Origin of the sequence: Brucella sp. NBRC 12950 (assembly GCF_030268145.1) — a bacterium.
Classification (GTDB): Bacteria; Pseudomonadota; Alphaproteobacteria; order Rhizobiales; family Rhizobiaceae; genus Brucella.
This window is the reverse complement of sequence record NZ_BSQC01000006.1, coordinates 223,912-247,692: the sequence shown is the minus strand read 5'-3', so window position 1 is coordinate 247,692 and position 23,781 is coordinate 223,912. Positions and strand designations below refer to the sequence as shown.

Here is a 23,781-nt window from a genome sequence, read left to right as displayed (position 1 = left end):
TTTCGTTAGCTGGCACAACATTAGATCGATATTGATCTCTACATCGTTATGCATTATATATGTAGCTACGCATATTATAGATAGCTATACAATGTCTCAGTCCAAACTAGAATTAGAAGCCGCATTCACGATGGGCCTTTCAACGGCCGCACGAAAAATGCGCAATCTTTTTGACTCCCGTGTTCGCGAACGCGGGTTGACACTCGCACGTGCTCGCGTGCTACTGCTTCTTGCCGAGAAGCGAGATTGGAACCAGCGTGAACTCGCTGACGCTCTTGAGGTTGAGCATCCTTCTGTTGTTCGATTGCTTGATGGTCTGGAAAAACAGCAGCTAATTTATCGCGCAGCTGTGGAGGGTGACCGTCGTGCCAAGCGCATTGAGCTGACTGAAGAAGCGCAGGCTCAGGTCAAGCAGCTTCAGGAAATCACACAAGGCATCCGCGCGGAACTTCTGCAAAAGATTGATCAGAAGTCCCTTGAAACAGCACTTACCGTCCTTCAGGAAATCAGCCAGACCGTTGAAGCAACGCTCGCTGATAAAGACAGGTGATGCGGTATGTCCGAAAGAGGCGACGATAAACCGATACCAGCAAAAGAGCCTGTCGTTCCCGCACAGGTTGCAACGTCTGCGGTTGCGCATATGCCGGTTTACATGTCCGCAATCTACATAGCAGCGTCTGTTCTCATGTGGTCGACACGCGGCCTCAGCATGTATTTCATCTCGGCAAATACGCAGCAGATTCAGGGTTCGCTCGGCGCGACCTTGACTGAAACCTCATGGGTGATTGCCGCCTACATGGCGCCCTATGCGAGCCTCACCATTCTTCTGGTCAAGATCCGCACACAGTTTGGTCTCCGACGCTTTGCAGAAATCGCGATTGCAATCTTTCTGGTTTCTTCGCTGCTACATCTGTTGGTCTATGACATCTGGTCAGCGATCCCGATCCGCTTCATCGCCGGTGCCGCCGCTGCACCTGTTTCGACCATCGGCTTTCTCTATATGCTTGAAGCTTTTCCGCCAGCAAAGAAGATGACCTGGGGGCTGAGCCTCGCGCTAACCTGTTCTGCTGCCGCTGGTCCATTTGCGCGTGTGATCTCGCCGATGTTGTTTGATATCGGACAATGGCAGCAGCTCTATATGGTTGAGATTGGCCTGTCGTTGGCGGCCTTTGCGGTTGTTTATGTATTGCCAATGACACAGGTTCCGCGGGCCAAAGTTCTGCATTGGCTCGATTTTGTGGCCTATGGACTGATCGCAATCGGATTTGGTCTTCTGGCTGTCATTTTGGTCCAGGGGAAAAACTATTGGTGGTTCGAAGCGCCATGGATTGGCGTGTGTCTTGCCATATCAATTGTGGCTTTGGCTTGTGCTGCTGCGATAGAATTAAACCGCGAACAACCGCTGATGAACCTGCATTGGTTGTTTTCGCCGGAGATCCTGCGTTTTACGCTGATCCTCTTTGTATTCCGCATTGTGCTTGCCGAACAAACAACTGGCGCCGTGGGGCTGTTTCAGGCCTTCGGTCTGCAGGATGGGCAAAGTCAGGCTCTATATCTCATAATCCTCGCCGCATCACTGGCGGGTGGCCTTTTTTGTGGCATGTGGATGAACCTTGAACGCGTCTCCTCCATCTTCGGACTGGCGCTGATTTTCATTGCGGTGGGTGCCTTTATGGATAGTCACGCAACCAATCTCACACGTCCGCAAAATGCATATCTTAGTCAGGCGTTGATTGCCTTTGGTGGTGCGTTGTTCCTACCACCTGCGATGTTGACGGGCATCACGAAAGCGCTCAAACAGGGGCCGACCTATATGACGAGCTTCATCGTCATCTTCCTGTTTACGCAGAATATTGGCGGGCTGATCGGTTCGGCAGTGTTCAGCACCTTCATTGCGATCCGCGAGAAATATCATTCAGCGCATCTGGTCGAGCAGCTCGTGATGTCCAATCCGGTGGTAGCGCAACGCATTCAGGCGCTTTCGGGTGCGTACGCGAAGGTACTGGCCGATCAAGGGCTAACCAGGGCTGAAGGATTGGCATTGCTCGGACAACAGGTTACGCGTGAGGCAACAGTGATGGCCTACAATGATGCCTTCCTTGCAATCTCGGTAATCGCTGTCATGTCACTTGGCTGTCTGATCGCCTATCGCATTTATGAAAATATGCAAATCCGTCGTCATCCAGAAGTGACGACCGTTGGTTAATCGATGAGTGTTTGAAAATGTCTGTTGGAAAGCAATATGTTCGCGGCGGTTTAGCCCTTATCATCGGCCTTGCAGGTGTTCTGATGGTTCTCTGGGCGTGGCAATTGCCACCGTTCAAGCACAGCATCGAGACGACCGATAATGCTTATGTCCGGGGGCAGGTTACGGTCATAAGCCCGCAGGTTGCGGGATATGTTACCAGCGTCGATGTGACTGACTATCAATCGGTCAAACAGGGACAGCTTCTATTTGAAATCGATAGTCGCAGCTATCAGCAGAAGCTGGATCAGGCAGAGGCGTCGCTTGCCAACAAAAAGGCAGCACTGGCCAATTCCGAGCAGAGTCAGCGTTCTGCGGAAGCAACGATCCAGTCGCGGCAGGCACAGATTTCAGGTGCGAATGCAGCGCTGGAAGTGGCGCAGGCCAATGCAAAGCGCGTAGAGGCTCTGCTGCCGCGCGGTGTTACAACGCAAAGCTCGGCCGACACAGCGCATGGTACGTTGTTGCAGGCGCAGGCTTCTGTTGAAGAAGCGCAGGCAGCTCTTGCTGTTGCAAAGCAGGATCTCCAATCCATTATCGTCAATCGAGACAGCTTGAATGCCGATATAGCCAATGCGGAAGCAACGGTGGAGCTGGCAAAGATCGACTTACAAAACACCAGGATCATGGCTCCACGTGATGGTGAACTCGGCGAAGTTGGCGTGCGGCTCGGGCAATATGTGACGGCAGGCACGCAGCTTGTCTCGCTTGTTCCCAACACCAAATGGGTTGTTGCGAATTTCAAGGAAACCCAGCTCTACGGGATGAAGGTTGGTCAGGCGGTGACATTCACCGTCGATGCACTTCGCCACGCTGAGTTGAAAGGCCATATCGAGGCCTTTTCACCAGCTGCGGGTTCGGAGTTCAGTGTTATCAAATCCGATAATGCGACTGGCAACTTCACCAAGATCACACAACGCTTGTCGGTTCGCATCGCCATCGATGACGGTCAGCCGGATGCTGATTTGCTTGCACCCGGCATGTCTGTCGTCGTTCGGGTTGATACTGCAGCGAATTAGCAGGCTTTATCGATCAACCATGGCTGGCATCATTTGGAACGAGAGGTTCTGTTTTTTTCACCTTGTCACGGTGGAAGATGAAAAGACCAGCCAGAACAATGATTGCAGCCCCAAAGAGCGTTTGGCGATCTGGCAGATCGTTGAAGAACATCCAACCGAACACGATCGCCCATAGCAACAGAGTATATTGCAGTGGTGCCAATACCGATGCCGGTGCGAGCTTAAGTGCGCGCGTAATCAGCAGATGTGCAAGGCAGGCAACAATACCAAGCAGAAGTAATGCCAGCAATTCGCCGGTGGTAAACGGCGTCCAATGTCCAATACTCAAAACGCCACCAACAACAAGACAGCCCAACGTCTGCCAGGTTACGAGCGTCGCGTCTGGTGTGGAACGCAGAACACGTCCAAGCACTAGGGTCATGGCGAAAGAAATACTGCCCAAAAGGCCGAAAACGGAAGGCCATGACAGCATCGCTGAAGATGGACGCAGCGCGATGATAACGCCGATAAAACCAATGAAGACAGCAAGCCAGCGCCGCCAGCCGATGCGTTCACCAAGCAGGAAGTGCGAGAGAGCTGCGACGTAGATTGGGCCAGCCATGTAGAAGGTCATCACGTCTGCTAGCGGAAGGAAAGTAACCGCCGCATAGAAAAGGCCTGTATCCGCGGTTGCCAGAACCACGCGCGCCAATTGAAGCGATGGTTTTTCAACCTGAAGTAAGGCGCTTGCCGGCTGGCGCGATAACATCGGGCCGAGCACAAAGAAGGCACCAAACGAGCGGATCAACAAAACTTGACCAACTGAGAAACTCGCTACAAGCCATTTGCCCATGGCGTCGTTCAATGCGAACATGAAATCGCCAAGCAGCATCAGAAGGATGCCCGCCAATACAGCGTTGCCGCCCACGGCAAGTGCCGCTTTCTTATTCATAATTTCTGGGTGCCCCGACCACTGGTTCAACGCGTTCTCGTGCGCAAATCCATTGCTGAAGTTTGCCGGATAATCTCGCTGCATGTTTGAATAGAATCTGCTTACTCCTCGCCTCATGCCTTTGCAAGATGCTCGGTGTTCTGCGTACATCAGAACAAGCCTTCTCAAGTCATTCGTCGTGAGCTATAGCGGCTTCGCTTCACTGTGAGGTCACCATGGATTCTGGAAACGCTGAGTCGAAACCGATTTTCGGGATCGCGCTTGCCTCTGCAGGTTATGCCTGCTTCGCCTTGCAAGATGCCATCGTTAAATGGCTTGTTGCAGATTATGCGGTTCCGCAAATTCTATTTATGCGAAGCCTCGTGATTGTAATCATTACCGGCGGGCTTGCGTGGCGGCTCCGCCATCCCTCAATTTTCAAGAGCAGATATCGCGGCACACTTGTGCTGCGCGCTGGTCTGATGCTCTTGGCTTGGCTTCTGTTCTATAATGCCGCCCGTCATCTTGGCCTTGCCGAGCTCACAACACTTTACTTCTCAGCGCCGATCATGGTGATGTTTCTGTCGATCTTTATTCTCAAGGAGAAGATCGGAGCAGGGCGCTGGGTTGCGTGTATGGGCGGCTTCGTCGGTGTGTTGATCGCAGCCAACCCAACCCATACGCCAAACCTGATACCCGCGATAATGTGCGTGATTGCCGGCTTTTGCTGGGCTCTGAGCACGATTTTGATCCGTCTCGTTAGCCGGACCGAAACGACTTTGACCCAGATGTGGGCGACAAGCCTTCTTTTTGGTATTGCCTGCGCTGTGTCCTTCCCTTGGGTGTGGAAAACCCCTGACGCATCGGCATGGGTATTGATGATTGGCCTTGGCCTTGTTGCAACGATTGGACAATATCTTCTTTATGAAGGTTTTCGTCACGCACCAGCCTCGGCGCTCGCGCCGACCGAGTTTACTGGCCTCATTTGGGCGTTCCTCTATGGTTACGCAATCTGGGCGGAAATCCCGGCTTCAAATGTCGCTTTCGGCGCTGTGCTGATAGTTTGTTCGAGCCTTGTTTTGGTTGCCTGGGAGAAGAGCACGGCACGAGTGCGGGCCCTATCTTGATATTTCTCACCAGCTTGAAGTGCTGGAGCTTTTGCAAAAGCTTAATCAGGAGCGTGGACGTACCATCGTCATGGTCGTGCACGATCTCAATCACGCCGCTCTATATGCGCATCATCTGATCGCGATCAGCGAGGGCCGCGTTTATGCTTCGGGTTCACCAGCGCAGCTTTTGACACCTAAACTGGTGAAAGATGTGTTTGGGATTGAGGCGCTGGTCGTACCACGCCCGCTTTATGAAACCCCATATTGCTTTCCAATCGCGGCTCGATAGAGCGGCTGCGCCCAAGATTTGGCGGCTCTAACTGTCTGTCTGCGCAATGTTTAAAGCGACACCGGTTCCCACTTTTATCGGGATGGTTTAATGTGTCCGTTAATCAGCCTATATTACATAAAAGAGATATTTCACCTCATTGAGGCATACTGAATGCAAACAATAGCTTTTGTAGTCATCGACGGATTTTCATCAATGGCTCTGGCCGCGCAGCCGGTTTTCGAGGCAGCTAACTCGATTTTGGGTGAGGAAAAGTATCACGCGGCTGTCTTCTCAGAGCATGGCGGGCTTGTAAGTTCGTCTGGTGGTCTTTCGATCATGACCGCTCCTTTGCAAGACAATATATTTGATACCGTGATTATCGCTGGTGGGACGACGGTTTTTGAGGACGCTTCCGAAGGGCTGATCCACTTTGCGCGCAGGAGTTTTCAATCGTCGCGTCGTGTCGCTTCCATCTGTACTGGCGCTTTTGTTCTGGCACAGGCAGGGCTTCTAGATGGCCGAAGGGTGACGACCCATTGGGCTTGTGCGCGCAGCCTGAAAGAACGTTTCCCAACCGTCATACTGGATGAAGACCGCATTTTTGTGAAAGACGACAAAGTCTGGACATCGGCGGGTATGACTGCAGGCATCGATCTGGCACTTGCAATGGTGGAGGAAGATCATGGCCCGGATGTTGCCCGCCGCGTTGCGCAGGCTCTTGTGATGTACCACAGGCGTGCCGGCGGTCAGTCGCAGCATTCTGCTCTGCTTGATATGGGCGCAAAGTCGGATCGTATCCAAACAGCCCTTACATATGCGCGCGCAAATCTCTCGCGGGCGTTAACAGTTGAAGATTTGGCTGAGGTTGCAAGACTTAGTCCGCGGCAGTTCAGCCGCGCCTTCAAGGCGGAAACAGGACATTCTCCCGCGAAGGCCGTTGAAAATCTTCGCCTTGAAGCCGCGCGTCTTATGATGGAGCAAAGCCGACACAGCATTGATGAGATCGCCGGACAAACCGGTTTCATTGACAGGCGGCGGATGCGTGAAGCTTTTCTTCGTGGTTTCGGCCAGCCACCTCAGGCCATCCGTCGTAATGCGCGGCAGGGGGTGATCTAATCACACTCTTTGCGGAACAGCACTTGTCCTAATTACGTAATATATACGTCATTTGAGACGTAAGGCGTCTAGCTTATTTATCAGATATCGGGTCGTTCCGATCATCTGGAGAACTAGAATGTCTGCTAATTCATTAGGTAAAGCCCTCATAACTGGTGCCTCAACTGGCATCGGTGCTGTCTATGCTGATCGTCTTGCCAAACAAGGCTACGACCTCATCCTCGTGGCGCGAAGTGCGGATAAACTCGAAGCTCTTTCGAAGAAACTCATCGCTGCGACAGGGCGATCAGTTGAAGTGCTTCCAGCGGATTTGACGAACGCTCATGATGTCCGCGCCGTGGAAGATGTACTTAAATCTGACAAGAATATCAGTCTTTTGATCAACAATGCTGGCGCGGGTGGCGTGAAGCCCCTGCTCGATAGCGATGTGGACGATATGGAGAGGATGATTACGCTCAATATCACCGCACTGACACGACTGACTTATGCCGCCGTACCTGGGTTTATCGCGCGGGGGCGGGGGACGATCATCAACATCGCCTCAGTTGTTGCGATAGCACCAGAGCTATTGAATGGCGTTTATGGCAGCTCGAAATCGTATGTTTTGAGTTTCAGCCACTCCCTCAACCATGAGCTGGCAGACAAAGGTATTCGTGTTCAAGCAGTTCTACCGGGCGCGACGGCCACCGACTTCTGGAGCATTGCTGGTAAACCAGTGGAAGAGCTGCCGCAAAGCATTGTGATGTCGACGGATGATATGGTCGATGCTGCACTTGCCGGTCTCAAAAACGGCGAGCGCGTTACCATTCCAGGGCTGCATGATGTTGAGAAATGGACAGATTTTGAAGCTGCGCGCGGTGAACTCTCCACGCTGTTTGGCAATTCAAACCCAGCTGCGCGATATCTTTGAAGATAATCCAAAAACTGTGATGCTGGGCGAGGAATCGCCCAGCACGTTGATCAAATTAGACGATCGCATATCGTGATATGAAATATCATTCATGCACGATAAGCTGGAACCAGGTGTCGAGAAAACGACTGCGTTTTAATCCGTCGAGATAAACCAGAAGCTCCGGTCCAAGCTCGACAGGTTGCAGTGATGCTACGTCCGAGGGACTCGTTTCCGATACAAGACCAGTTTCTTGAAGGATCGCCTGACCGTTAGAAGACAGAAGAAATGTGATCGCCTGTTCGGCGATGTTTGCGTGTTTGCTTCGATCCGGGATGAGCGCGGTCCAGGGCAGGGCGACAACGTAATCCTGTGGTACGATGACTGCAAAATCCCGGGCGTCATATTGCCATTTGCTTACGTCTGACAACGGCACATTATAGGCGAGATCGATGTTGCCAGCCGACAACGCCTGTAACAGCTCTTCGCTTGTATCGAAAATACGCGCTTGTGATGCGCCGAAAGCACGGACGATACGCCAGAACAGCGGTGATCGGATCGAATCCTGAGCCGCCAGTGTGTAGCTGACATTATCAATGCCGATATTGACGAGCCCGACACGCCGTTGAAAAAGCGTTGCGTTTTGCTCCAGCAATCGTGCGAGTTCGATGCGTGTCGTTGGCAGTTCATTGTTGAGCGCGCGGCGTTTGACAACACTCACCGCTGGATCGAAACCGATGCTGAACAATTCGCTGCGCCAGTGAGCTTGTGGTGCTAATCCTGCATTGCGAACAATTCCATTTCTTGGCTGCGCGCCGCCTTCATTGGCGATGAGTACCGCAAGATCGGGTGTCGAGAGGATAACGAGATCGGCGGCGCTCGCTTCTTCGGCACCAGCTAGAAGCCGCGAGGTCCATTCGCCCGGTCTGATCTGTCGATAAGCGATATTGACGCTAGGCAACTGACGGGCCAGACCAGCTTGTACGGGGGCTATGGTTTCGGGTGCAATGTCACCGACAATCTGAAACTCGGGCTTTGATGCCAGGTCATTTTGCGCATGCGTGTTATGCCATGAAGGAACAATCAATATCAGAACGGCACAGAATTGCAGGATAATGCGTTTCATGTGCGTTGCTCCGGCGTCGTCGCGGGCAATGTCACCAGCACGCTTGTTCCACCACCTTCGCGATCACGCAGTTCGATCTGGCCGCCTAGTGCTTCCGCAACCATTTTTGCTATCGACAAACCAAGGCCGGAACCGGGCTTTGACTGGTCCACTTGGACAAAACGCTCGAAGACACGGTCTTTCATGTCGGTCGCAAGCCCAGCCCCTCTGTCATGAACGCCAAGTGTGATCGTAGCTCCATTCTGGCTAAGGCTGATAGTCAAAGGGCCGGGTGCATGAACGAGTGCATTTTCGACGATATTGCGAATCATTTCTCTGAGGCTGGTGGTTTCGCCACTCACATAGAGCGGCTCATCAGGCACATCAAAGCTGATGGTTTGTTGCAGATCAGAATAGCTGCCTTCAGCGCGCAGTCTCCGGACTGCTTCCTGTGTAACCTGCCGCAGATCGAGCGTTTCGAGCTTTCGCGACTGAATACTGTGCAGTGTGGTCGCTTCAGACAGAAGCTGATTTGCGAGAAGGCTTGCGCTTATGGAATTGGCATGGACACGGGCAAGGATTTCCTTTTGCCGATTTGGATCAGTTTCTTCGAGCGACAGTTCGGTCAGGGCACGCAAGGCTGTGAGTGGCGTGCGCATCTGATGCGCTGCATCAGCAGTGACCAGCTTCAATCCGGCAAGCACATTGTTCAGACGTCCCATGAAGTCATTGAGTGCTGTAACAAGTGCGCTGACTTCCTTAGGAATAGGGCCGGCCAGTGGATTGAGATCGGATGAGGAACGCTGGCGCAGATCAGATTCAACCATCCGCAGCGGTCTGAATGCAAATCGGATTGCGAGCCAGATAAGCACCAGTGCGAGCAAAGCCACTCCAAGCGCAGGCAAGAGAGTATTGAGGCTTAGTTGCAAGGTCAGCTGTCTCCGTGCTTCCCGCGTTTCCCCAACCAGAACATCGACCCAACCGCCGCCTTTTGCGTCGCTGTGATAGCGTGCGACTGCAGCAATTCGTACTTTTTCCCCACGATACATACTGTCGCTGAGGCGAACGCGGCTATTATTGCCATGCGGAATTTCTAGCCCGAGAATGGGTGAACCGGTCAGGAGGCTGCCATCGGGTGCGACGACACGATAGAAAATGCGATTGAGACGCGAGGTGCCCAGAATGGAAAAGGCGGAGTGGGGAAGATCGACGCTGAGCGAACCATCCTGCAGAGTTATCGTGTCTGCGATGGATAGGGCGGCGGCACCAAGAACACGATCGAATGCTTCATCGGCCGCACGATGCGCATACCAGCGGCCAAGAAAGAAGAGCAGAACGGTGACAGCAAGCAGCGTCAATCCACTGCCCACCAGAATGCGGCGCTGGATTGAATATTCCCTGTTTGCGGCTCCTTTGACCATCAGAGTTGCAGCGCTTTAAGCCTGAGCAGATAGCCCACGCCGCGTTGTGTGACAATTTCAACTGTGCTGTTCTCGAGCTTCTTCCGCACGCGTGAAACCAGCAGTTCGATAGCATTGGGTGTGCCGGTATCTTCATGGCCAAACAGTTTCAGAACCAGCATATCTTTTGGGACCGTGACATTGAAACGGGTGGCAAGCATCTCGAGAACGTCGAATTCGCGCCGCCCGAAATCCAGTGGCTCGTCACCCTGCATCACTGATCTTTGTGTCAGGTTGATCGATAGTTCGCCGATCCGCAAGACCGGCTGCGCCACGCCCATATGCCGTCTTGCGACTGCTCTGATACGGGCAACAAGCTCCCTGAGATCGAAGGGTTTGACTAGGTAGTCATCAGCGCCAAGCTCGAGAATATCGATCTTGTCGGCAATCTGATTGCGAGCGGTGATTACCAATACCGGACATGACAAGGATTGTTCGCGCATACTGCGCAGGATGACAAAACCGTCACGTCCCGGAAGGTTGATGTCGAGTACGACCAGATCAAAGGAGCCATTCACAGCCAGATCTTCCCCTTGCACGCCATCATAGACAGTCGTGACAGAGTGGCCTTCCTTTTCAAGCTTTGAAGCAATAGCAAACGCAATATCGATTGTGTCTTCTACAAGAAGGATACGCATGTTGTGTTCGACGATTCTATTCAAGGTTTTCGGGACGACAGGATTCTGACAGTTAGAATTGCTAGTATCTGAGACAATACTGGATGAGGCTGCGGCGCTTGTATCATAGCAAGTGTCCAGGGAGGAAAAAATGTTCTGGCGCGGGTTGGCATGTCGAATCGGCATGACCTTGTTTGGGCTTCAGCTGTGCATCGCTTATGCGAATGCCGCTGATGCTGCTTGCGCTTATCGCGGTGCGCTGGATGAGCGTTATTGCGACGAGAACCGCGACCTTGTCGCAGATACACCCAAAGACGCTTCCCAGTGGCGTGATCCGCAAACACTCGTATGGGCTTATTCGCCCATCGAAGACCCGGCGGTTTATGCGCGACTTTTCAAGCCATTCACCCAGCATCTTGAAGCCTGCCTTGGACGGCAGATCGTTTATTATCCAATTCAGTCCAGCGCCGATGAAGTTGAGGCGATGCGTTCAGGACGTCTGCATTTTGCGGGGTTCTCTACAGGGCCGACAATTGAGGCGGTCAGTCGCGCAGGTGCCGTTCCTTTTGCCGCCAAAGGCACTGGCGATCAGATGCGCGGCTATAGGCTGGTCGCGGTCGTGCGCGCGGAATCTTCCTATGAAAAATTGGGTGATCTTAAAGGGCATCGCGTCGCCCATGCATCATTGTTCTCAAATTCCGGCAATGTCGCGCCACGCGCTCTCTTTCCAAAAGAGGGTCTCACGCCGGGGCAGGACTATGCGCCTATCATGTCGGGCGGACACGACAAATCGATCCTCGGTGTTGTCGCCGGTGATTACGATATGGCGGCGGTTGCCTCCGATGTGCTTGAACGCATGATCGAGCGGGGGCTTGTGAAGCGTGATGCCATTCGTCTGATTTATCAGAGCGATCTGTTTCCAACCTCATCATTTGCATATGCTCACAATCTTGCTCCACCTCTTGTGGCGGAAATGAAGCGCTGCTTCTTTAATTTCACATTTACGTCTGAAATGAGAGCCGAGTTTCAGGGCGACAATCACTTCATTCCGATAGATTACGCAGCCGCGTGGTCGGTGGTGCGCGAGGTGAGCGAGAAGGCTGGCGCACCGCCTCCATAATTCGCTTCCTAGTAAGCGATCAATTCGCATGGCATTTCTCTGAGTGCCAGCTCCCGCAGCAAGCCAGAACACAGTCAACTGCAACCCGATTGGGTTTCGGTCGGAGTCTCTTCGGCTCAAAGTGGATAAAATAATGAGTTTTTACAAGCAACTAACCTACAAATATAAGGTCTATAATGCAGACCCCACGACACTGATCGGGGTTATGCTGGCAATCGTTTTTGCCTATCTGATTGCAGCGCCAATCGTGCTGCTTTTGTCAGATGCAGTGATTGTCCAATTTGCTGATCGGGCACGCTCGGGCCAGCAGATTGGTGAATTGACCTTTTATTATCTCAACCGTGCGTTCTTCTCGGCGATTTCGACGGATGTGTTTTGGCGTCCGCTTTGGAACACGGCAATCATCGCACTTGGTTCGATTGCCTTTGCGCTTGTCACGGGCATTCCACTCGCATGGCTTTTGAGCCGCACAAATTTACCGGGCAAGAAGTGGTTCTCGACAGCATTGATCGTTCCTTACATGCTGCCTTCGTGGACCTTCGCGCTGGCTTGGCTGACCCTGTTTAAAAACCGCACCACCGGTGGTCAGCCAAGCTGGATGGAAGCTTTGGGCTTCTCGCCACCTGATTGGCTTGCTTACGGCATGTTGCCAATTACGCTCATTCTGGCCATGCACTATACGCCATTCGTGATCCTGCTTTTCGGCAATGCGTTGCGGCAGTTTGATTCCACGCTTGAAGATTCAGCCCGTGTCATGGGCGCAGGCAAGTTGCTGATTGCGCGCCGGATCATTCTTCCATTGATGCTGCCCTCGCTTGTGTCGGCTTCAACGCTGATCTTCGCCAAATGTCTCGGCGACTTTGGTGTCGCCTATATTCTTGGCGTGCCGGTTGGTTTTGACGTTCTGGCAACGTCTCTTTTCCGTGCAATTTCAACCAGTCAGGCTGGCATGAGTGCCGTTCTTGCGGCAACCATTGTCGTTCTTGGTAGCATTTCAATCTTCCTCGATATGTATCTGCTCAAGGAAGCGCGCCGTTTCGTCACTATTGGCAACAAGGGTTCTATGAACCGCGAGACAGACCTCGGTCGTTTTCGTGTGCCTGCATTCAGCTTCGCCGCACTCATGTTCGTTGTCAGTGCGTTCATTCCGCTGATGGCGCTTCTGCTGACGACGGTTATGCGCGTGCCGGGCGTTTTCACGCTTGATAATTTCACGCTGGATTTCTGGATCGGCACCGATCTTAACACCACCGCGATGAGCAATGGCATCCTCCTGACTGGCGAGTTCTGGAAAGCGACCTGGAACACGTTGTGGATCGTCGGCTCGGCTGCATTGGGTGCAGGCCTGCTTGGTCTTTTGGTCGGCTATGTCGTGGCTCGTACGCCTGTTTCGCTTGTTGGCACGTTTCTGCGTCAGGTGACATTCTTGCCGTATCTGGTTCCGGGCATTGCATTTGCTGCGGCCTATCTCACTATGTTTGCAGTGCAGCGTGGTCCGCTTCCGGCACTTTACGGAACGCCGATTCTGCTGGTTCTCGCGATCCTTGCCGATCAGATGCCATTCGCATCGCGTGCGGGTATCTCGGCAATGATGCAACTTGGCAAAGCACCTGAAGAAGCGGCCCAGATGGTGGGTGCCGGTTTCTGGCGTCGTCTGGTTTCGATTGTCGCGCCGATCCAGAAAGGCTCTCTGGTTTCAGGTATTCTGTTGCCGTTTATCTCTGGCATCAAAGGCTTGAGCCTCGTCGTCGTGCTGGCTGTGCCGGGCACGGATGTTCTCACCACCTATGCATTGCGCCTCGTCGACTACAGCTACAGCCAGGCCGCAAATGCAGTCGTTTTGATGATCTGTGTCATCGCCTTTGGCGGCACAGTCATCGTTCAAAAACTCACCAACAGCAAATTGTCTGACGGATTGGGAGGCAAATAATGTCGAGCATTACTATTCGCGATGTCAGAAAGAGCTACGGCAAAGCCGCCCGCGCCGCAGTTGAAAAGCTTTCACTCGAAATTCCAAAGTCGGAGTTTCTCTGCCTGCTTGGACCTTCGGGCTGCGGTAAGACGACGACGCTCCGCATGATTGCGGGTCTTGAATATCCAACCGAAGGTCAGATCCTCGTCGATGGTCAGAAGATTGTGTCGGTTGATGACGGCATTTATGTACCACCCGAAAAGCGTGGCATGGGGCTGGTGTTCCAGAACTATGCCCTTTGGCCGCATATGACTGTCGAACAAAATGTCGAGTTCGGCTTGAAGTTGCATAAGGTCGCAAAGGCTGAGCGTCAGCGTATTATCGATGACGTTCTGCAGAAGCTTGGCATTGAGCGTTATCGCGACCGTTTGCCAGCGCAGATGTCTGGCGGTCAGCAGCAGCGCGTAGCGCTTGCGCGTATGCTGGCGCTTAAGCCCGATATTATTCTGCTCGATGAACCACTGTCCAATCTCGATGCGAAACTGCGTCTCGAAATGCGCGCGGAACTCAAGCGTATTCATCAGGAAATGGGGTCGACGGTCGTATTCGTAACCCACGATCAGTGGGAGGCCATGACATTGGCAACCACGATTGCGGTGATGAGCGAAGGCGAGTTGCAGCAGCTTGGCACGCCTGACGACATTTACGAGCGCCCGGCCAATCGCTTTGTGGCTGAATTCATCGGCAATCTGCCGATCAATATCATTGAGCTTAATGACAGCAATAACGGCGCGTTGGCGACATGGGCACGCGATTACCTCAAGGCGCAGAGCCTTGCGGCAAGCAATGTCGGATCCGTCGGTGTCCGGCCTGAATCCGTACGTCTCAGCGATACGCCTGTTGAGCAGGGATGCGTGGCCAAAGTGGTCGATATCGTGCCTACCGGCGGTAGCTGGATCGTCGAAATGTCAGTTCACGGCGAGCAGTTTTTTGCAATCGCTGCAGATACTCCAGCCCAGAAGGCTGGCGATGAAATCTGGTTCTCTGTCGAACGCAGTCACGTCCATGTGTTTGACAGAGAAGGCAAGCGCATCAGCGACTGAAAAGAGACGCATCAAATGCGCGTCGATGCTTTCGCTTTCAAACAATAATTATCAACTTTGGAGGAAATAATGAGTTCAACCCTTCGCAAATATACAGCCCTTTCGTTGAGTGCCGCACTTCTGGCAAGCACGGCTGCCTTCGCAGAGCCGGTCGCTGAAATCGGCATCAAGGATGCGGATTTCTCACTAGAAGCACTGATTGAAGCGGCCAAGAAAGAGCCCGGTATTACCGTTGTGGACGCCACTGGTAAGATCGTCACCATGGCTGAAGCCTTCACCGCAAAATACGGTGTGAAGGCTACAGGCGTGAAGATGAACGGCCAGAACCAGGAACAGGTCATTCTGCGTGAAGCTGCTGCGAACAATGTTCGCACGGATGTCTTCAATATGAGCAATCTGCCATCAGTTACATCGGAGATCATAGTTCAGGGCGCAGGTCTCAGTTGGCTTCCTGTCGATCTCAAGGATCAGGTGCCTGTGGAATATCAGAACCCGGCTATCACCAGCCTTAACCCATGGGTGTGGGCTTATAACTCGGATGTCCATGGCGATAAGTGCCCAATTGACAATATTTGGGCATTGACCACGGAAGAATGGAAGGGCCGCATAGCTATTCCTGATCCGCTCCTGCGCAACGAAACCATGTTCTGGTTCAATCAGATTGCCGAGCATGATGATGAAGCCATGCGCAATGCATATGAAGAGTTCTTCGGTGAGCCATTGAAAACCGATGAAGCAAGCGCGACCGCTGAGTGGGTCAAGCGCTTCGCCAAGAACCGCCCGAGCGTTACACGGAGCGATACGGAAGTTGGCCCGATCATCGGTGCAAAGGGGCAGGAAAAGCCATTTATGGGCTTCCTCAGCACCTCGATTTTCCGTGATGCCAAGAAGAATGGCTACACGATGGGAATTTGTGCCGGCATGAAGCCTTGGGCAGGACAGCTGACGCCACGCGTTGCCGTTATCGCGTCCGGTACGAAAAGCCCGAATGCATCCAAGCTCTTCGTGCATTACATGATGACGGAAGAGGGCATGGCTCCGCAGTTGGCAGACGGAAAGATTTCGTCAAATAAGGACGCGAAAATTCCAGAAAGCGAAGTGTCTGGCATCGTGAAAGTCATCGACCAGCTCTATGTCCCGCATTCTGAGACCGCTGAAAGCGACTACTCAAAGCTTCAGGATTGGCAGGATTTCTGGACCATCAGTTCGCGCTAAGTCGGGATTGAATTGGTCTAACCGGCAGAAGGGCGGTGATCGCCCTCCTGCAACAATGCCTTTTTTGCGGCTTATTCACTGTTAGAAATGTTAGAGCCGACAGCCTATTCAATGTGCGATACTGATCGGCAAGCAATAACTATCCTGCTTGAAAGGTCTGTCAATGAAGACGGTAGCATTTACACTTACTGCGTTTGCTTTTTGCGTGGGCTCTGCTCATGCATCCAGTTCGGCTGCTTGGGAGGCGCTTCATACCAAAGTCGTCAGTTCATGCATGGCGAAATCGTCCATGGTCAGTCCTTTTGTTTCCGAGCCTGTCGACTTTGATGATAGAGTTGGGAAAGTTGCACTGCTGTTGCGTGAAGGGTCGACCCGCAATCGCAAGCAATCCAAAGACACGACGGTTATTTGCCTCTACGATAAGCGTTCAGGTAAAGTCGCAATTGAAGAGGTTCAATGGAAGAAGAACTGATCGGGTCTTGCTTTTGCAACTCCATCAGACACCTGCCATAAATACCAGGCTTTCGATGCTAAAATGTCTCGAAAGCCTTAGTTTTTTTAAACACCAGTCTTCGCCCGGATGCGCGAATTACACTTTGAAATCATTCGCATTGTAGGGGTGGTCGACGGAAGTTTGCCACTAACCAGTCATGGCCCGATCTTCGCGGATAGGAGGTGTAGAAGCACCCGGTATGTTCGACATATCCGCGAGTTTCAGTTCCTTTATAACGTTCTCCGCGAGGTGTCTCTTTTACCTCTCCGTTATACTTACCAACAACGACTTGCGTTTTGGTTCGGCTCCATCGATAGGCTTGCTCGTTTGCGCTCATCTTATAGATATTGTCGGGAGGGCCGAAATCCCGCATGACGCTACTGATGGGTGCGGCATTTGCGAAGCGCAGCCTGTCAGCACTACAGCTGTTCCAAGAGCGGCTACTCCTCACTGGGAGGCAGGAAATAGTCTGATTGCCATGGTTGTTCCTATCGGTTGCTATCTGCAGTAACGATATGAGCCAAGATTGCAAGCACATTGCACGTTTTGGTTGTTCAGAGATGCCCTTAGCCACCGTTTAACAATGCCGCTCGGAAAGCTTATTGCAAGGTGCTAAATATAGTAAAGGATGCCAATTGCAATGTAGTCGCAATGTTGGATGGCTAGTGGGGGAATGAGGACAAAAACTGGCCTCTGAGGGAAAATCATTGCGTATCTTGCTTCTCGAAGATGAACCTGAAATGGCGCGCGCTTTACTTGAAGCGCTCAGACGACATGAAGTGCTGGTTGATCATGTCAGCACCATTGCCGATGCAGATGCCCTGGCGCGTGATGGCAATTACGATGTGCTCGTTTTGGATCGTCGTCTTCCTGACGGAGAAGGGCTCAATTTGGTCGCAGCACTGCGCAAGAGTAAGCTCTCCGTACCCATTCTTGTTTTAACCGCATTGGGAAGCGTCGATCACCGCGTCGATGGGCTAGATGCAGGGGCGGATGATTATCTTGCCAAACCTTTTGCCATTGAAGAGCTGCTTGCGAGACTGCGCGCACTTAGGAGGCGGGGACCTTCGTTGTCAGATAAATTTATGAGCTTCGGAAACCTGATCATTGACCCTCGGACCAAACAGGTCACTGTGCTTGATGCGGTTATTGATTTCCCGCGGCGAGAATATCTCGCACTGGAAGCGTTAATGCGGCGCCCAAACCGTATTGTGACCCGTTCAAATCTCGTCGAGGCCGTTTACACACTTGATGACGAGATTGAGTCAAACGCCCTTGATGCTCACATTTCCCGCATTCGCAAGAAACTGGCTCAGGCCGACGCGACTGTTGAGATTAGGGCGGTGCGAAACATTGGTTATCTGATCCGGTCGAAAGCATGAAAAAGATGCGTAGCCAATCGCTGCGATGGAGTCTGATGAGGCGCCTGTTCATATTGCAGGCATCTTTACTTGTACTTTTCGTCATTCTGCTCGTGGGCTGGATTTGGATCATCAACCCCGAGTTGGAAGATGCCAATGAAGGAGCGGTGCGCGTTGTTGCCGAAAGTGTGATGAAAGACGGGCAGGGCCATGTTCAGATATTAGAGACCCCGCAGTTCACTCAGCTCAAACAACGATATCCCGATCTGTGGTTCATCGTGAGAGATGAAAATGCGGTTGTCGTGCAATATGGCAAGATACCGTGGGCGGGTCTTGATGCGACCTTTCCATGGAACATTGACCGTGCGCGTGTGCAAACGGCCAATACGACGCGTGCTACAGTGGAAAATCGAAATACCTCCGTTGGCAAACTTCAAGTGATAGCGGCCACGGAAAAAGGATTTGAAAACGACGGGATCAGTCTCTGGATTAGTATGCAAATCGATCTCGCTAAATATCCTGATGGGGAAATTCATTGGTCCAATGTGTTGCCGGGCTTAGGTATCATCGTCCTGATCGCTGTCGTGCCAATGTTGATCCTGACTAGCATTGCGACGTTGATCGTGACACCACGGGCTGTTGGCCGCTCCCTTCGTGGTCTCATGGAAACTGTGAAACAAGCGCAGGCTATCAATTTTGAGAACCGTTCTGCACGTATTGACCGGTCCAAAGTTCCGCAGGAGATCATTCCGCTGGTCGATGCCTTCAACACCGCACTTTCCAAACTTGATGAAGGTTATAATCGCCGAAACCGTTTTCTCGCAGACGCTGCCCACGAGCTTAGAACACCAATCGCCATAGCTCGGACACGAGCTGATCTTCTAGCCGATGATGATGTAAGCAAGCAGTTGCGATCCGATATAGATCGCCTGTCTCGTGTGGCGCATCAGTTACTTGAAATGCAGGCTATCGGTGTTGTTGAACTGCGCGCTGAACGTCAGGATTTGAATGTGCTTGTTCAGCGGCTTGCTGCTGATCTTGCACCGCTGGCGCTCGATGGAGGTTATGATTTTGACTTTGAGCCGAGCAGCGAAGAAGCTATTTTCACTGTTCAGACTTCGGTTATCGAGATGGCAGTCGTTAATCTGATCCGCAATGCGATCGACCATGCGGGCGGCAAAGGGGCTATCGTTATCAAGGTAGGCGCTTCTGGAACTATTGATGTTTGTGATGAGGGTCCTGGTATTCCTCTTTCTGAGCGCGAGCATGTATTTGAGCCATTTCGGCGCATTAATACGCATTCATCGGGAGCTGGACTTGGATTGAACCTTGTCCAAAAGGCTGCAGAAATTCACGGCGGAAAAGTCATGTTTTTTGATTTGAAACCTGGCTTTTGCGTGCGTCTGCAGATTCAATCAGTCACGGCGAGATCAGGCGCCGATCTAAACAAGAAGCAGCATTGAGTAGTTTATGCCTCAAAGCACAATTCTTTAATATTCAGTTAAAGAAAGCACTTTAAGCACTTAAAAACAATTGATAAATTTTATATAATGAATGTTCCTGTAATCTAAGCGCAACTCTCGCGAGGAGAATGCCAGCATCTTCTGAATTAGTCAGCGCACATCGTTGATTGGGTTGGGAGATCAATAGGAGCCTGCTTCGGGCTCTCCAACGCGAACTGAAGCTTTGTAAGCGTCAATGAATGATGCGCTGGCTTCGTCTGGAGTTATACATGTCTTTTATCGCAAAAACCCTTGCGACTGCGACCGCTGCCCTCGCGGTCACAACAAACGCATATGCTGCTGATCTCAACTACAATTCAGGATCCTACGATTACGAAACCCCGCCAGCATTTTCATGGAGCGGCGCATATATCGGTGCTCATGGTGGTTTGGCTTCGCCGAAGATTAATCCATTTACTGGCGGCAAGGGCATGACCGGCGGCGTGCAGGCTGGTTACAATTTCCAGTTTGGCCCTGCTGTTCTTGGTGCCGAACTTGAAGGTTCGTATATGGGAAATGAAGCCCGCGTACCGGATGGCCGGTTGAAAGAGCGGTTTCGTGGTGCAGCGAAGGCCAAAGCTGGTCTCTCATTTGATCGATCACTGGTTTACGGCACAGCAGGTGTGACCATGACAAAATTCAAAGACGGCGATGACGTTACCGGCCCTAACGGCTGGAAATCGGGTTATCTTCTGGGCGGTGGTATTGAACAGGGATTTGGCGGCGGTCTGTCGGCAAAAATCGAGTATAACTACGTGACAACCAAGGATGTCTCAAGCACGACATCATATGGTACCACCAATACAAATGTGCATGACCATGTCATCAAGGCAGGCGTAAACTACCGCTTCTGATGGAGTTGTTTTGACGTCTTTAACAGAAAAGGCTCTCAAACCAGTTCTGCAGCATCAGTTTCGAAGGCGATACCCCGCCGCCAGTCGCCAATGTGGAACGATATGTCATTTGAGAAAACACTTTAGATAGGCCGTTCTCATTCTGAAAGTTCATATGGCTCAAGCTTAACTTGTGCTGCGTAAGTCCGAGCGCGTGAACGAATAAAAGTCATTGAGAACGGCTTTGGGTTACACAATTGGTGATTCATATGCAGAAAGGCCGGAGGTTTTGCCTCCGGCCTTAATGTTTTTAGACTTCAGCGTGAGCATCCAATATTTCTACTTTCGGTCCAGCATGTTTCAGCGGACGTTCGCCTGTCAATTTGCGGATCAGCACATAAAACACCGGCGTCATGAAGATACCGAAGGCCGTCACGCCGATCATTCCGGCAAACACAGCGATACCCATTGCAGAGCGCATTTCCGCACCGGCCCCTGTTGATATGACAAGCGGAACAACGCCCATGATGAAAGCCATTGACGTCATGAGGATCGGACGCAGACGCAACCGGCTTGCCTCGATAGCCGCTTGAACTGCCGTTCTTCCGGATAGTTCCAGCTCGCGGGCAAATTCAACAATCAGGATCGCGTTCTTGGCGGACAGCCCCACCAGAACGATCAAGCCAATTTGGGTGAAGACATTGTTATCACCTCCCGTAAACCAGACGCCGATCAATGCGGCCATGATGCCCATTGGTACGATCAGGATGATCGAGAGTGGCAGTGTGAGACTTTCATACTGCGCAGCCAGCACAAGATAGACCAGCAGCAGCGCCAGAGGGAAGACAAGGAAACCCGAATTGCCAGCCAGAATTTGCTGATATGTCAGGTCGGTCCATTCATAGGCAATGCCTGCAGGCAAGGTCTCTTCCGCAATCCGCTCTATTGCAGCCTGCGCCTGACCGGATGAAAAGCCGGGAGCCGGGTTGCCGTTTATGTCGGCTGAAAGGAAGCCGTTATAACGGATTGCGCGCTCTGCCCCCACGGTCTGCTCAACTTTAAGAAGGGCGGACAATGGGATCATCTCACCAGACTGCGAACGAACCTTCAGCTTGCCAATATCTTCGGCATGGCTGCGATAATTCGCGTCTGCCTGAATACGCACGCTGTATGTGCGGCCGAAGGCATTGAAGTCGTTGACGTAAAGCGAACCAAGATAGATTTGCAAAGTTTCGAAAACATCCGTAACGGCCACGCCCAGCTGGCGTGCCTTCACCCGGTCAATATCAGCGAAAAGTTGCGGAACGTTGATCTGATAGCTCGAGTAAAGGCCCGCCAGTTCCGGTGTCTGATACGCCTTGGCAAGAAATGCCTTGGTTGCATCGTCAAGTGCGCGGAAGCCTAAACCATTGCGATCTTCCAGCTGAAGCTTGAAGCCGCCGGTAGTACCCAGTCCCTGTACGGGAGGGGGGGGGAACATGGCGATGAAGGCATCCTGAATGGATCCAAACTGCTGGTTGAGCTGCATGGTAATAGCATTTGCAGAGAGTTCAGGTGTCTTGCGCTCTTCAAACGGTTTCAAGGTTACAAACACAATGCCGGAGTTCGACGAGTTGGTGAAACCATTGATTGATAGACCCGGGAAGGCGATAGCATTGGCGACGCCAGGCTGCTTGAGTGCAATATCCGTCATCCTGCGGATAACATCTTCCGAACGGTCGAGCGTTGCCGCATCCGGCAATTGTGCAAAGCCGATCAGATATTGCTTGTCCTGTGCCGGAACGAAGCCGCCGGGCACCGCACGGAACAGAACGAAGGTGACGCCGAGCAACACGACATAGAGGCCCATCACAAGCGATTTGCGTGTGAGAATACCACCAACACCGCGACCATAGGCATTTGAACTTGCACCAAAGAAGCGATTAAAGCCACGGAAGAACCAGCCAAACAGCTTGTCCATAATGCGGGTCAGCCGGTCTTTCGGTGCATTGTGGCCCCGCAGCAGCAAAGCTGCCAACGCTGGCGACAGCGTCAGTGAGTTAAAGGCCGAGATCACGGTCGATATGGCGATAGTCAGCGCAAACTGACGATAGAACTGGCCAGTCAGGCCGGTAATGAAGGCCAGGGGTACGAAAACCGCAACCAGCACCAGTGCAATGGCGATAATTGGACCGGACACTTCCTGCATGGCGCGATAGGTCGCCTCAATCGGAGAGAGGCCCTGTTCAATATTACGCTCGACATTTTCCACCACCACGATCGCGTCATCGACGACGATGCCGATCGCAAGCACGAGGCCGAAGAGGCTTAGTGCATTGATGGAGAAGCCAAATACATACATCACCGCGAAGGTGCCGACGATAGACACGGGAACAGCTACGAGAGGAATGATCGAGGCTCGCCATGTCTGCAGGAACATGATAACCACGATTACAACCAGAACGATGGCTTCAAGCAGAGTGTGAATAACCGACTCGATAGAGGCCTTAACAAACGCTGTTGTGTCATAAACGATATCGAAGTCCACGCCTTCCGGCATGGTTTTCTTCAGTTCGGCCATGGCCGCATGGACGTTTGTGGAAATATCAAGGGCATTGGAACCGGGCGCCTGAAAAACACCCATGCCGACGGCTGATTTGTTATCGAGCAGCGAGCGCAACGAGTAATCCGCTGCCCCCATTTCAACGCGTGCAACATCGCCAAGGCGCGTAACTTCACCCTGACTGCCGGATTTCACAACGATGTCGGCAAAGTCCTCAGGTGTTTGGAGACGTCCCTGAGCATTAACTGAAAGCTGCAGATCGAGACCCGAAACGGATGGTGAAGCGCCAATAACACCAGCTGCGGCCTGAACGTTCTGCTGGCGGATGGCGTTGGCAATGTCTCCGGCCGAAAGCCCGCGTTCAGCGGCCTTCTGTGGATCAATCCAGACACGCATCGAATAGTCGCCGCCGCCAAAAATCTGCACCTGACCGACGCCTGGAATACGAGCAATACGATCCTTGACGTTGAGAACAGCATAGTTGCGCAAGTAGTTCACGTCATATCGGCCATCGGGCGATATCAGGTGAACAACAAGTGTAAGATCGGGCGAACTCTTGGCTGTCGTGACACCGAGCGTCCGTACTTCTTCCGGCAGGCGTGGCTCGGCCTGTGAAATGCGGTTTTGTACCAGTTGCTGGGCCTGATCTGGATCTGTGCCGAGTGCGAAAGTGACCGTCAGTGTCATGACACCATCAGCGGTCGCCTGACTTTGCATATAGAGCATGCCTTCGACACCGTTGATCTGCTCTTCAAGCGGTGTTGCAACAGTTTCTGAAATAACGGCTGGATTGGCGCCCGGATATTGTGCACGCACCACGATCTGTGGTGGCACGACTTCCGGATATTCCGAGATCGGCAAACCGGTCATGCCAATCAGACCGGCAACAAAGATCAGTACCGACAGAACGCCAGCGAAGACCGGTCGGTCTACGAAAAAGCGTGAAAAGTTCATCTTAT

General features: G+C 52.3%; 21 protein-coding genes. 15 read left to right on the top strand and 6 right to left on the bottom strand.

Annotated features, from left to right (window positions below; genetic code table 11):
• Positions 1–91 precede the first annotated feature (91 nt).
• Genes QSJ70_RS12370 through QSJ70_RS12360 form a run of 3 tightly spaced genes read left to right on the top strand, consistent with a single transcriptional unit; the run spans position 92 to position 3,264 of the window.
• A complete protein-coding gene (locus tag QSJ70_RS12370) occupies positions 92–550 on the top strand; it encodes a MarR family winged helix-turn-helix transcriptional regulator (RefSeq protein ID WP_215778462.1) in 459 nt (152 codons plus the stop codon).
• Positions 551–556: 6 nt separating this feature from the next.
• Positions 557–2,206: an MFS transporter gene (locus QSJ70_RS12365; protein ID WP_502871678.1), complete on the top strand. Its 1,650-nt coding sequence runs from the start codon at positions 557–559 to the stop codon at positions 2,204–2,206.
• 17 nt (positions 2,207–2,223) lie between these two features.
• On the top strand, positions 2,224–3,264 hold the full coding sequence (locus tag QSJ70_RS12360) for an HlyD family secretion protein (RefSeq protein WP_215778464.1): 1,041 nt from the start codon (positions 2,224–2,226) through the stop codon (positions 3,262–3,264).
• Positions 3,265–3,277: 13 nt separating this feature from the next.
• On the opposite strand, the gene QSJ70_RS12355 is transcribed toward QSJ70_RS12360, so the two are convergent.
• Positions 3,278–4,195, bottom strand: a complete 918-nt coding sequence (locus QSJ70_RS12355; protein WP_215778465.1) for a DMT family transporter — start codon at positions 4,193–4,195, stop codon at positions 3,278–3,280.
• 215 nt (positions 4,196–4,410) lie between these two features.
• On the opposite strand from QSJ70_RS12355, the gene QSJ70_RS12350 reads away from it, so the two are divergent.
• From QSJ70_RS12350 to QSJ70_RS12335, 4 genes are all read left to right on the top strand, one after another.
• Positions 4,411–5,301 (top strand): DMT family transporter, encoded by an 891-nt coding sequence (locus QSJ70_RS12350; protein ID WP_215778467.1) that lies wholly within the window; start codon positions 4,411–4,413, stop codon positions 5,299–5,301.
• 31 nt (positions 5,302–5,332) lie between these two features.
• Complete coding sequence (locus QSJ70_RS12345; protein WP_215778469.1) at positions 5,333–5,572, top strand: ATP-binding cassette domain-containing protein; 240 nt, start codon at positions 5,333–5,335, stop codon at positions 5,570–5,572.
• Positions 5,573–5,725: 153 nt separating this feature from the next.
• A complete protein-coding gene (locus QSJ70_RS12340) occupies positions 5,726–6,670 on the top strand; it encodes a GlxA family transcriptional regulator (protein WP_215778471.1) in 945 nt (314 codons plus the stop codon).
• Between the two features lie 118 nt (positions 6,671–6,788).
• Complete coding sequence (locus tag QSJ70_RS12335; RefSeq protein ID WP_215778473.1) at positions 6,789–7,580, top strand: SDR family NAD(P)-dependent oxidoreductase; 792 nt, start codon at positions 6,789–6,791, stop codon at positions 7,578–7,580.
• A gap of 85 nt (positions 7,581–7,665) precedes the next feature.
• Here the strand turns inward: QSJ70_RS12335 and QSJ70_RS12330 are convergent, their stop codons facing one another.
• The 3 genes from QSJ70_RS12330 to QSJ70_RS12320 are packed head-to-tail and all read right to left on the bottom strand — an operon-like array spanning position 7,666 to position 10,762.
• Positions 7,666–8,685, bottom strand: coding sequence for an ABC transporter substrate-binding protein (locus tag QSJ70_RS12330; RefSeq protein ID WP_285536713.1), 1,020 nt, complete (start codon positions 8,683–8,685; stop codon positions 7,666–7,668).
• Positions 8,682–10,085 (bottom strand): sensor histidine kinase, encoded by a 1,404-nt coding sequence (locus QSJ70_RS12325; RefSeq protein WP_285536711.1) that lies wholly within the window; start codon positions 10,083–10,085, stop codon positions 8,682–8,684. Before QSJ70_RS12325 ends, QSJ70_RS12330 begins: the two co-directional genes overlap by 4 nt.
• Complete coding sequence (locus tag QSJ70_RS12320) at positions 10,085–10,762, bottom strand: response regulator transcription factor (RefSeq protein ID WP_285536709.1); 678 nt, start codon at positions 10,760–10,762, stop codon at positions 10,085–10,087. Before QSJ70_RS12320 ends, QSJ70_RS12325 begins: the two co-directional genes overlap by 1 nt.
• 130 nt (positions 10,763–10,892) lie before the next feature.
• Here QSJ70_RS12320 and phnD point away from each other — a divergent pair, with 130 nt between their 5' ends.
• The 5 genes from phnD to QSJ70_RS12295 all read left to right on the top strand — a co-directional run bounded on the left by phnD (position 10,893) and on the right by QSJ70_RS12295 (position 16,563).
• Positions 10,893–11,861, top strand: coding sequence for a phosphate/phosphite/phosphonate ABC transporter substrate-binding protein (gene phnD / locus QSJ70_RS12315; protein ID WP_285536707.1), 969 nt, complete (start codon positions 10,893–10,895; stop codon positions 11,859–11,861).
• A gap of 133 nt (positions 11,862–11,994) precedes the next feature.
• A complete protein-coding gene (locus QSJ70_RS12310) occupies positions 11,995–13,791 on the top strand; it encodes an ABC transporter permease (protein ID WP_285536705.1) in 1,797 nt (598 codons plus the stop codon).
• Positions 13,791–14,876: an ABC transporter ATP-binding protein gene (locus tag QSJ70_RS12305; protein WP_285536703.1), complete on the top strand. Its 1,086-nt coding sequence runs from the start codon at positions 13,791–13,793 to the stop codon at positions 14,874–14,876. The genes QSJ70_RS12310 and QSJ70_RS12305 overlap by 1 nt, the downstream gene beginning before the upstream one ends.
• A 69-nt stretch (positions 14,877–14,945) precedes the next feature.
• A complete protein-coding gene (locus tag QSJ70_RS12300; RefSeq protein WP_215778485.1) occupies positions 14,946–16,091 on the top strand; it encodes an ABC transporter substrate-binding protein in 1,146 nt (381 codons plus the stop codon).
• Between the two features lie 163 nt (positions 16,092–16,254).
• Positions 16,255–16,563, top strand: a complete 309-nt coding sequence (locus QSJ70_RS12295) for a hypothetical protein (protein ID WP_215778487.1) — start codon at positions 16,255–16,257, stop codon at positions 16,561–16,563.
• 354 nt (positions 16,564–16,917) lie between these two features.
• Here the strand turns inward: QSJ70_RS12295 and QSJ70_RS27680 are convergent, their stop codons facing one another.
• Positions 16,918–16,980 (bottom strand): hypothetical protein, encoded by a 63-nt coding sequence (locus QSJ70_RS27680; RefSeq protein ID WP_352231002.1) that lies wholly within the window; start codon positions 16,978–16,980, stop codon positions 16,918–16,920.
• Between the two features lie 311 nt (positions 16,981–17,291).
• On the opposite strand from QSJ70_RS27680, the gene QSJ70_RS12290 reads away from it, so the two are divergent.
• The 3 genes from QSJ70_RS12290 (at position 17,292) to QSJ70_RS12280 (ending at position 20,301) form a co-directional block, all read left to right on the top strand.
• The gene (locus tag QSJ70_RS12290; protein WP_215778489.1) at positions 17,292–17,966 is read left to right on the top strand and encodes a response regulator transcription factor; all 675 of its coding nucleotides are present in this window, start codon (positions 17,292–17,294) and stop codon (positions 17,964–17,966) included.
• Between the two features lie 35 nt (positions 17,967–18,001).
• The gene (locus QSJ70_RS12285) at positions 18,002–19,408 is read left to right on the top strand and encodes a sensor histidine kinase (RefSeq protein ID WP_445558141.1); all 1,407 of its coding nucleotides are present in this window, start codon (positions 18,002–18,004) and stop codon (positions 19,406–19,408) included.
• A 269-nt stretch (positions 19,409–19,677) separates the two neighbouring features.
• The gene (locus QSJ70_RS12280) at positions 19,678–20,301 is read left to right on the top strand and encodes an outer membrane protein (RefSeq protein WP_285536698.1); all 624 of its coding nucleotides are present in this window, start codon (positions 19,678–19,680) and stop codon (positions 20,299–20,301) included.
• A 289-nt stretch (positions 20,302–20,590) separates the two neighbouring features.
• Here the strand turns inward: QSJ70_RS12280 and QSJ70_RS12275 are convergent, their stop codons facing one another.
• Complete coding sequence (locus QSJ70_RS12275) at positions 20,591–23,776, bottom strand: efflux RND transporter permease subunit (RefSeq protein WP_215778495.1); 3,186 nt, start codon at positions 23,774–23,776, stop codon at positions 20,591–20,593.
• Between the last annotated feature and the right edge of the window lie 5 nt (positions 23,777–23,781).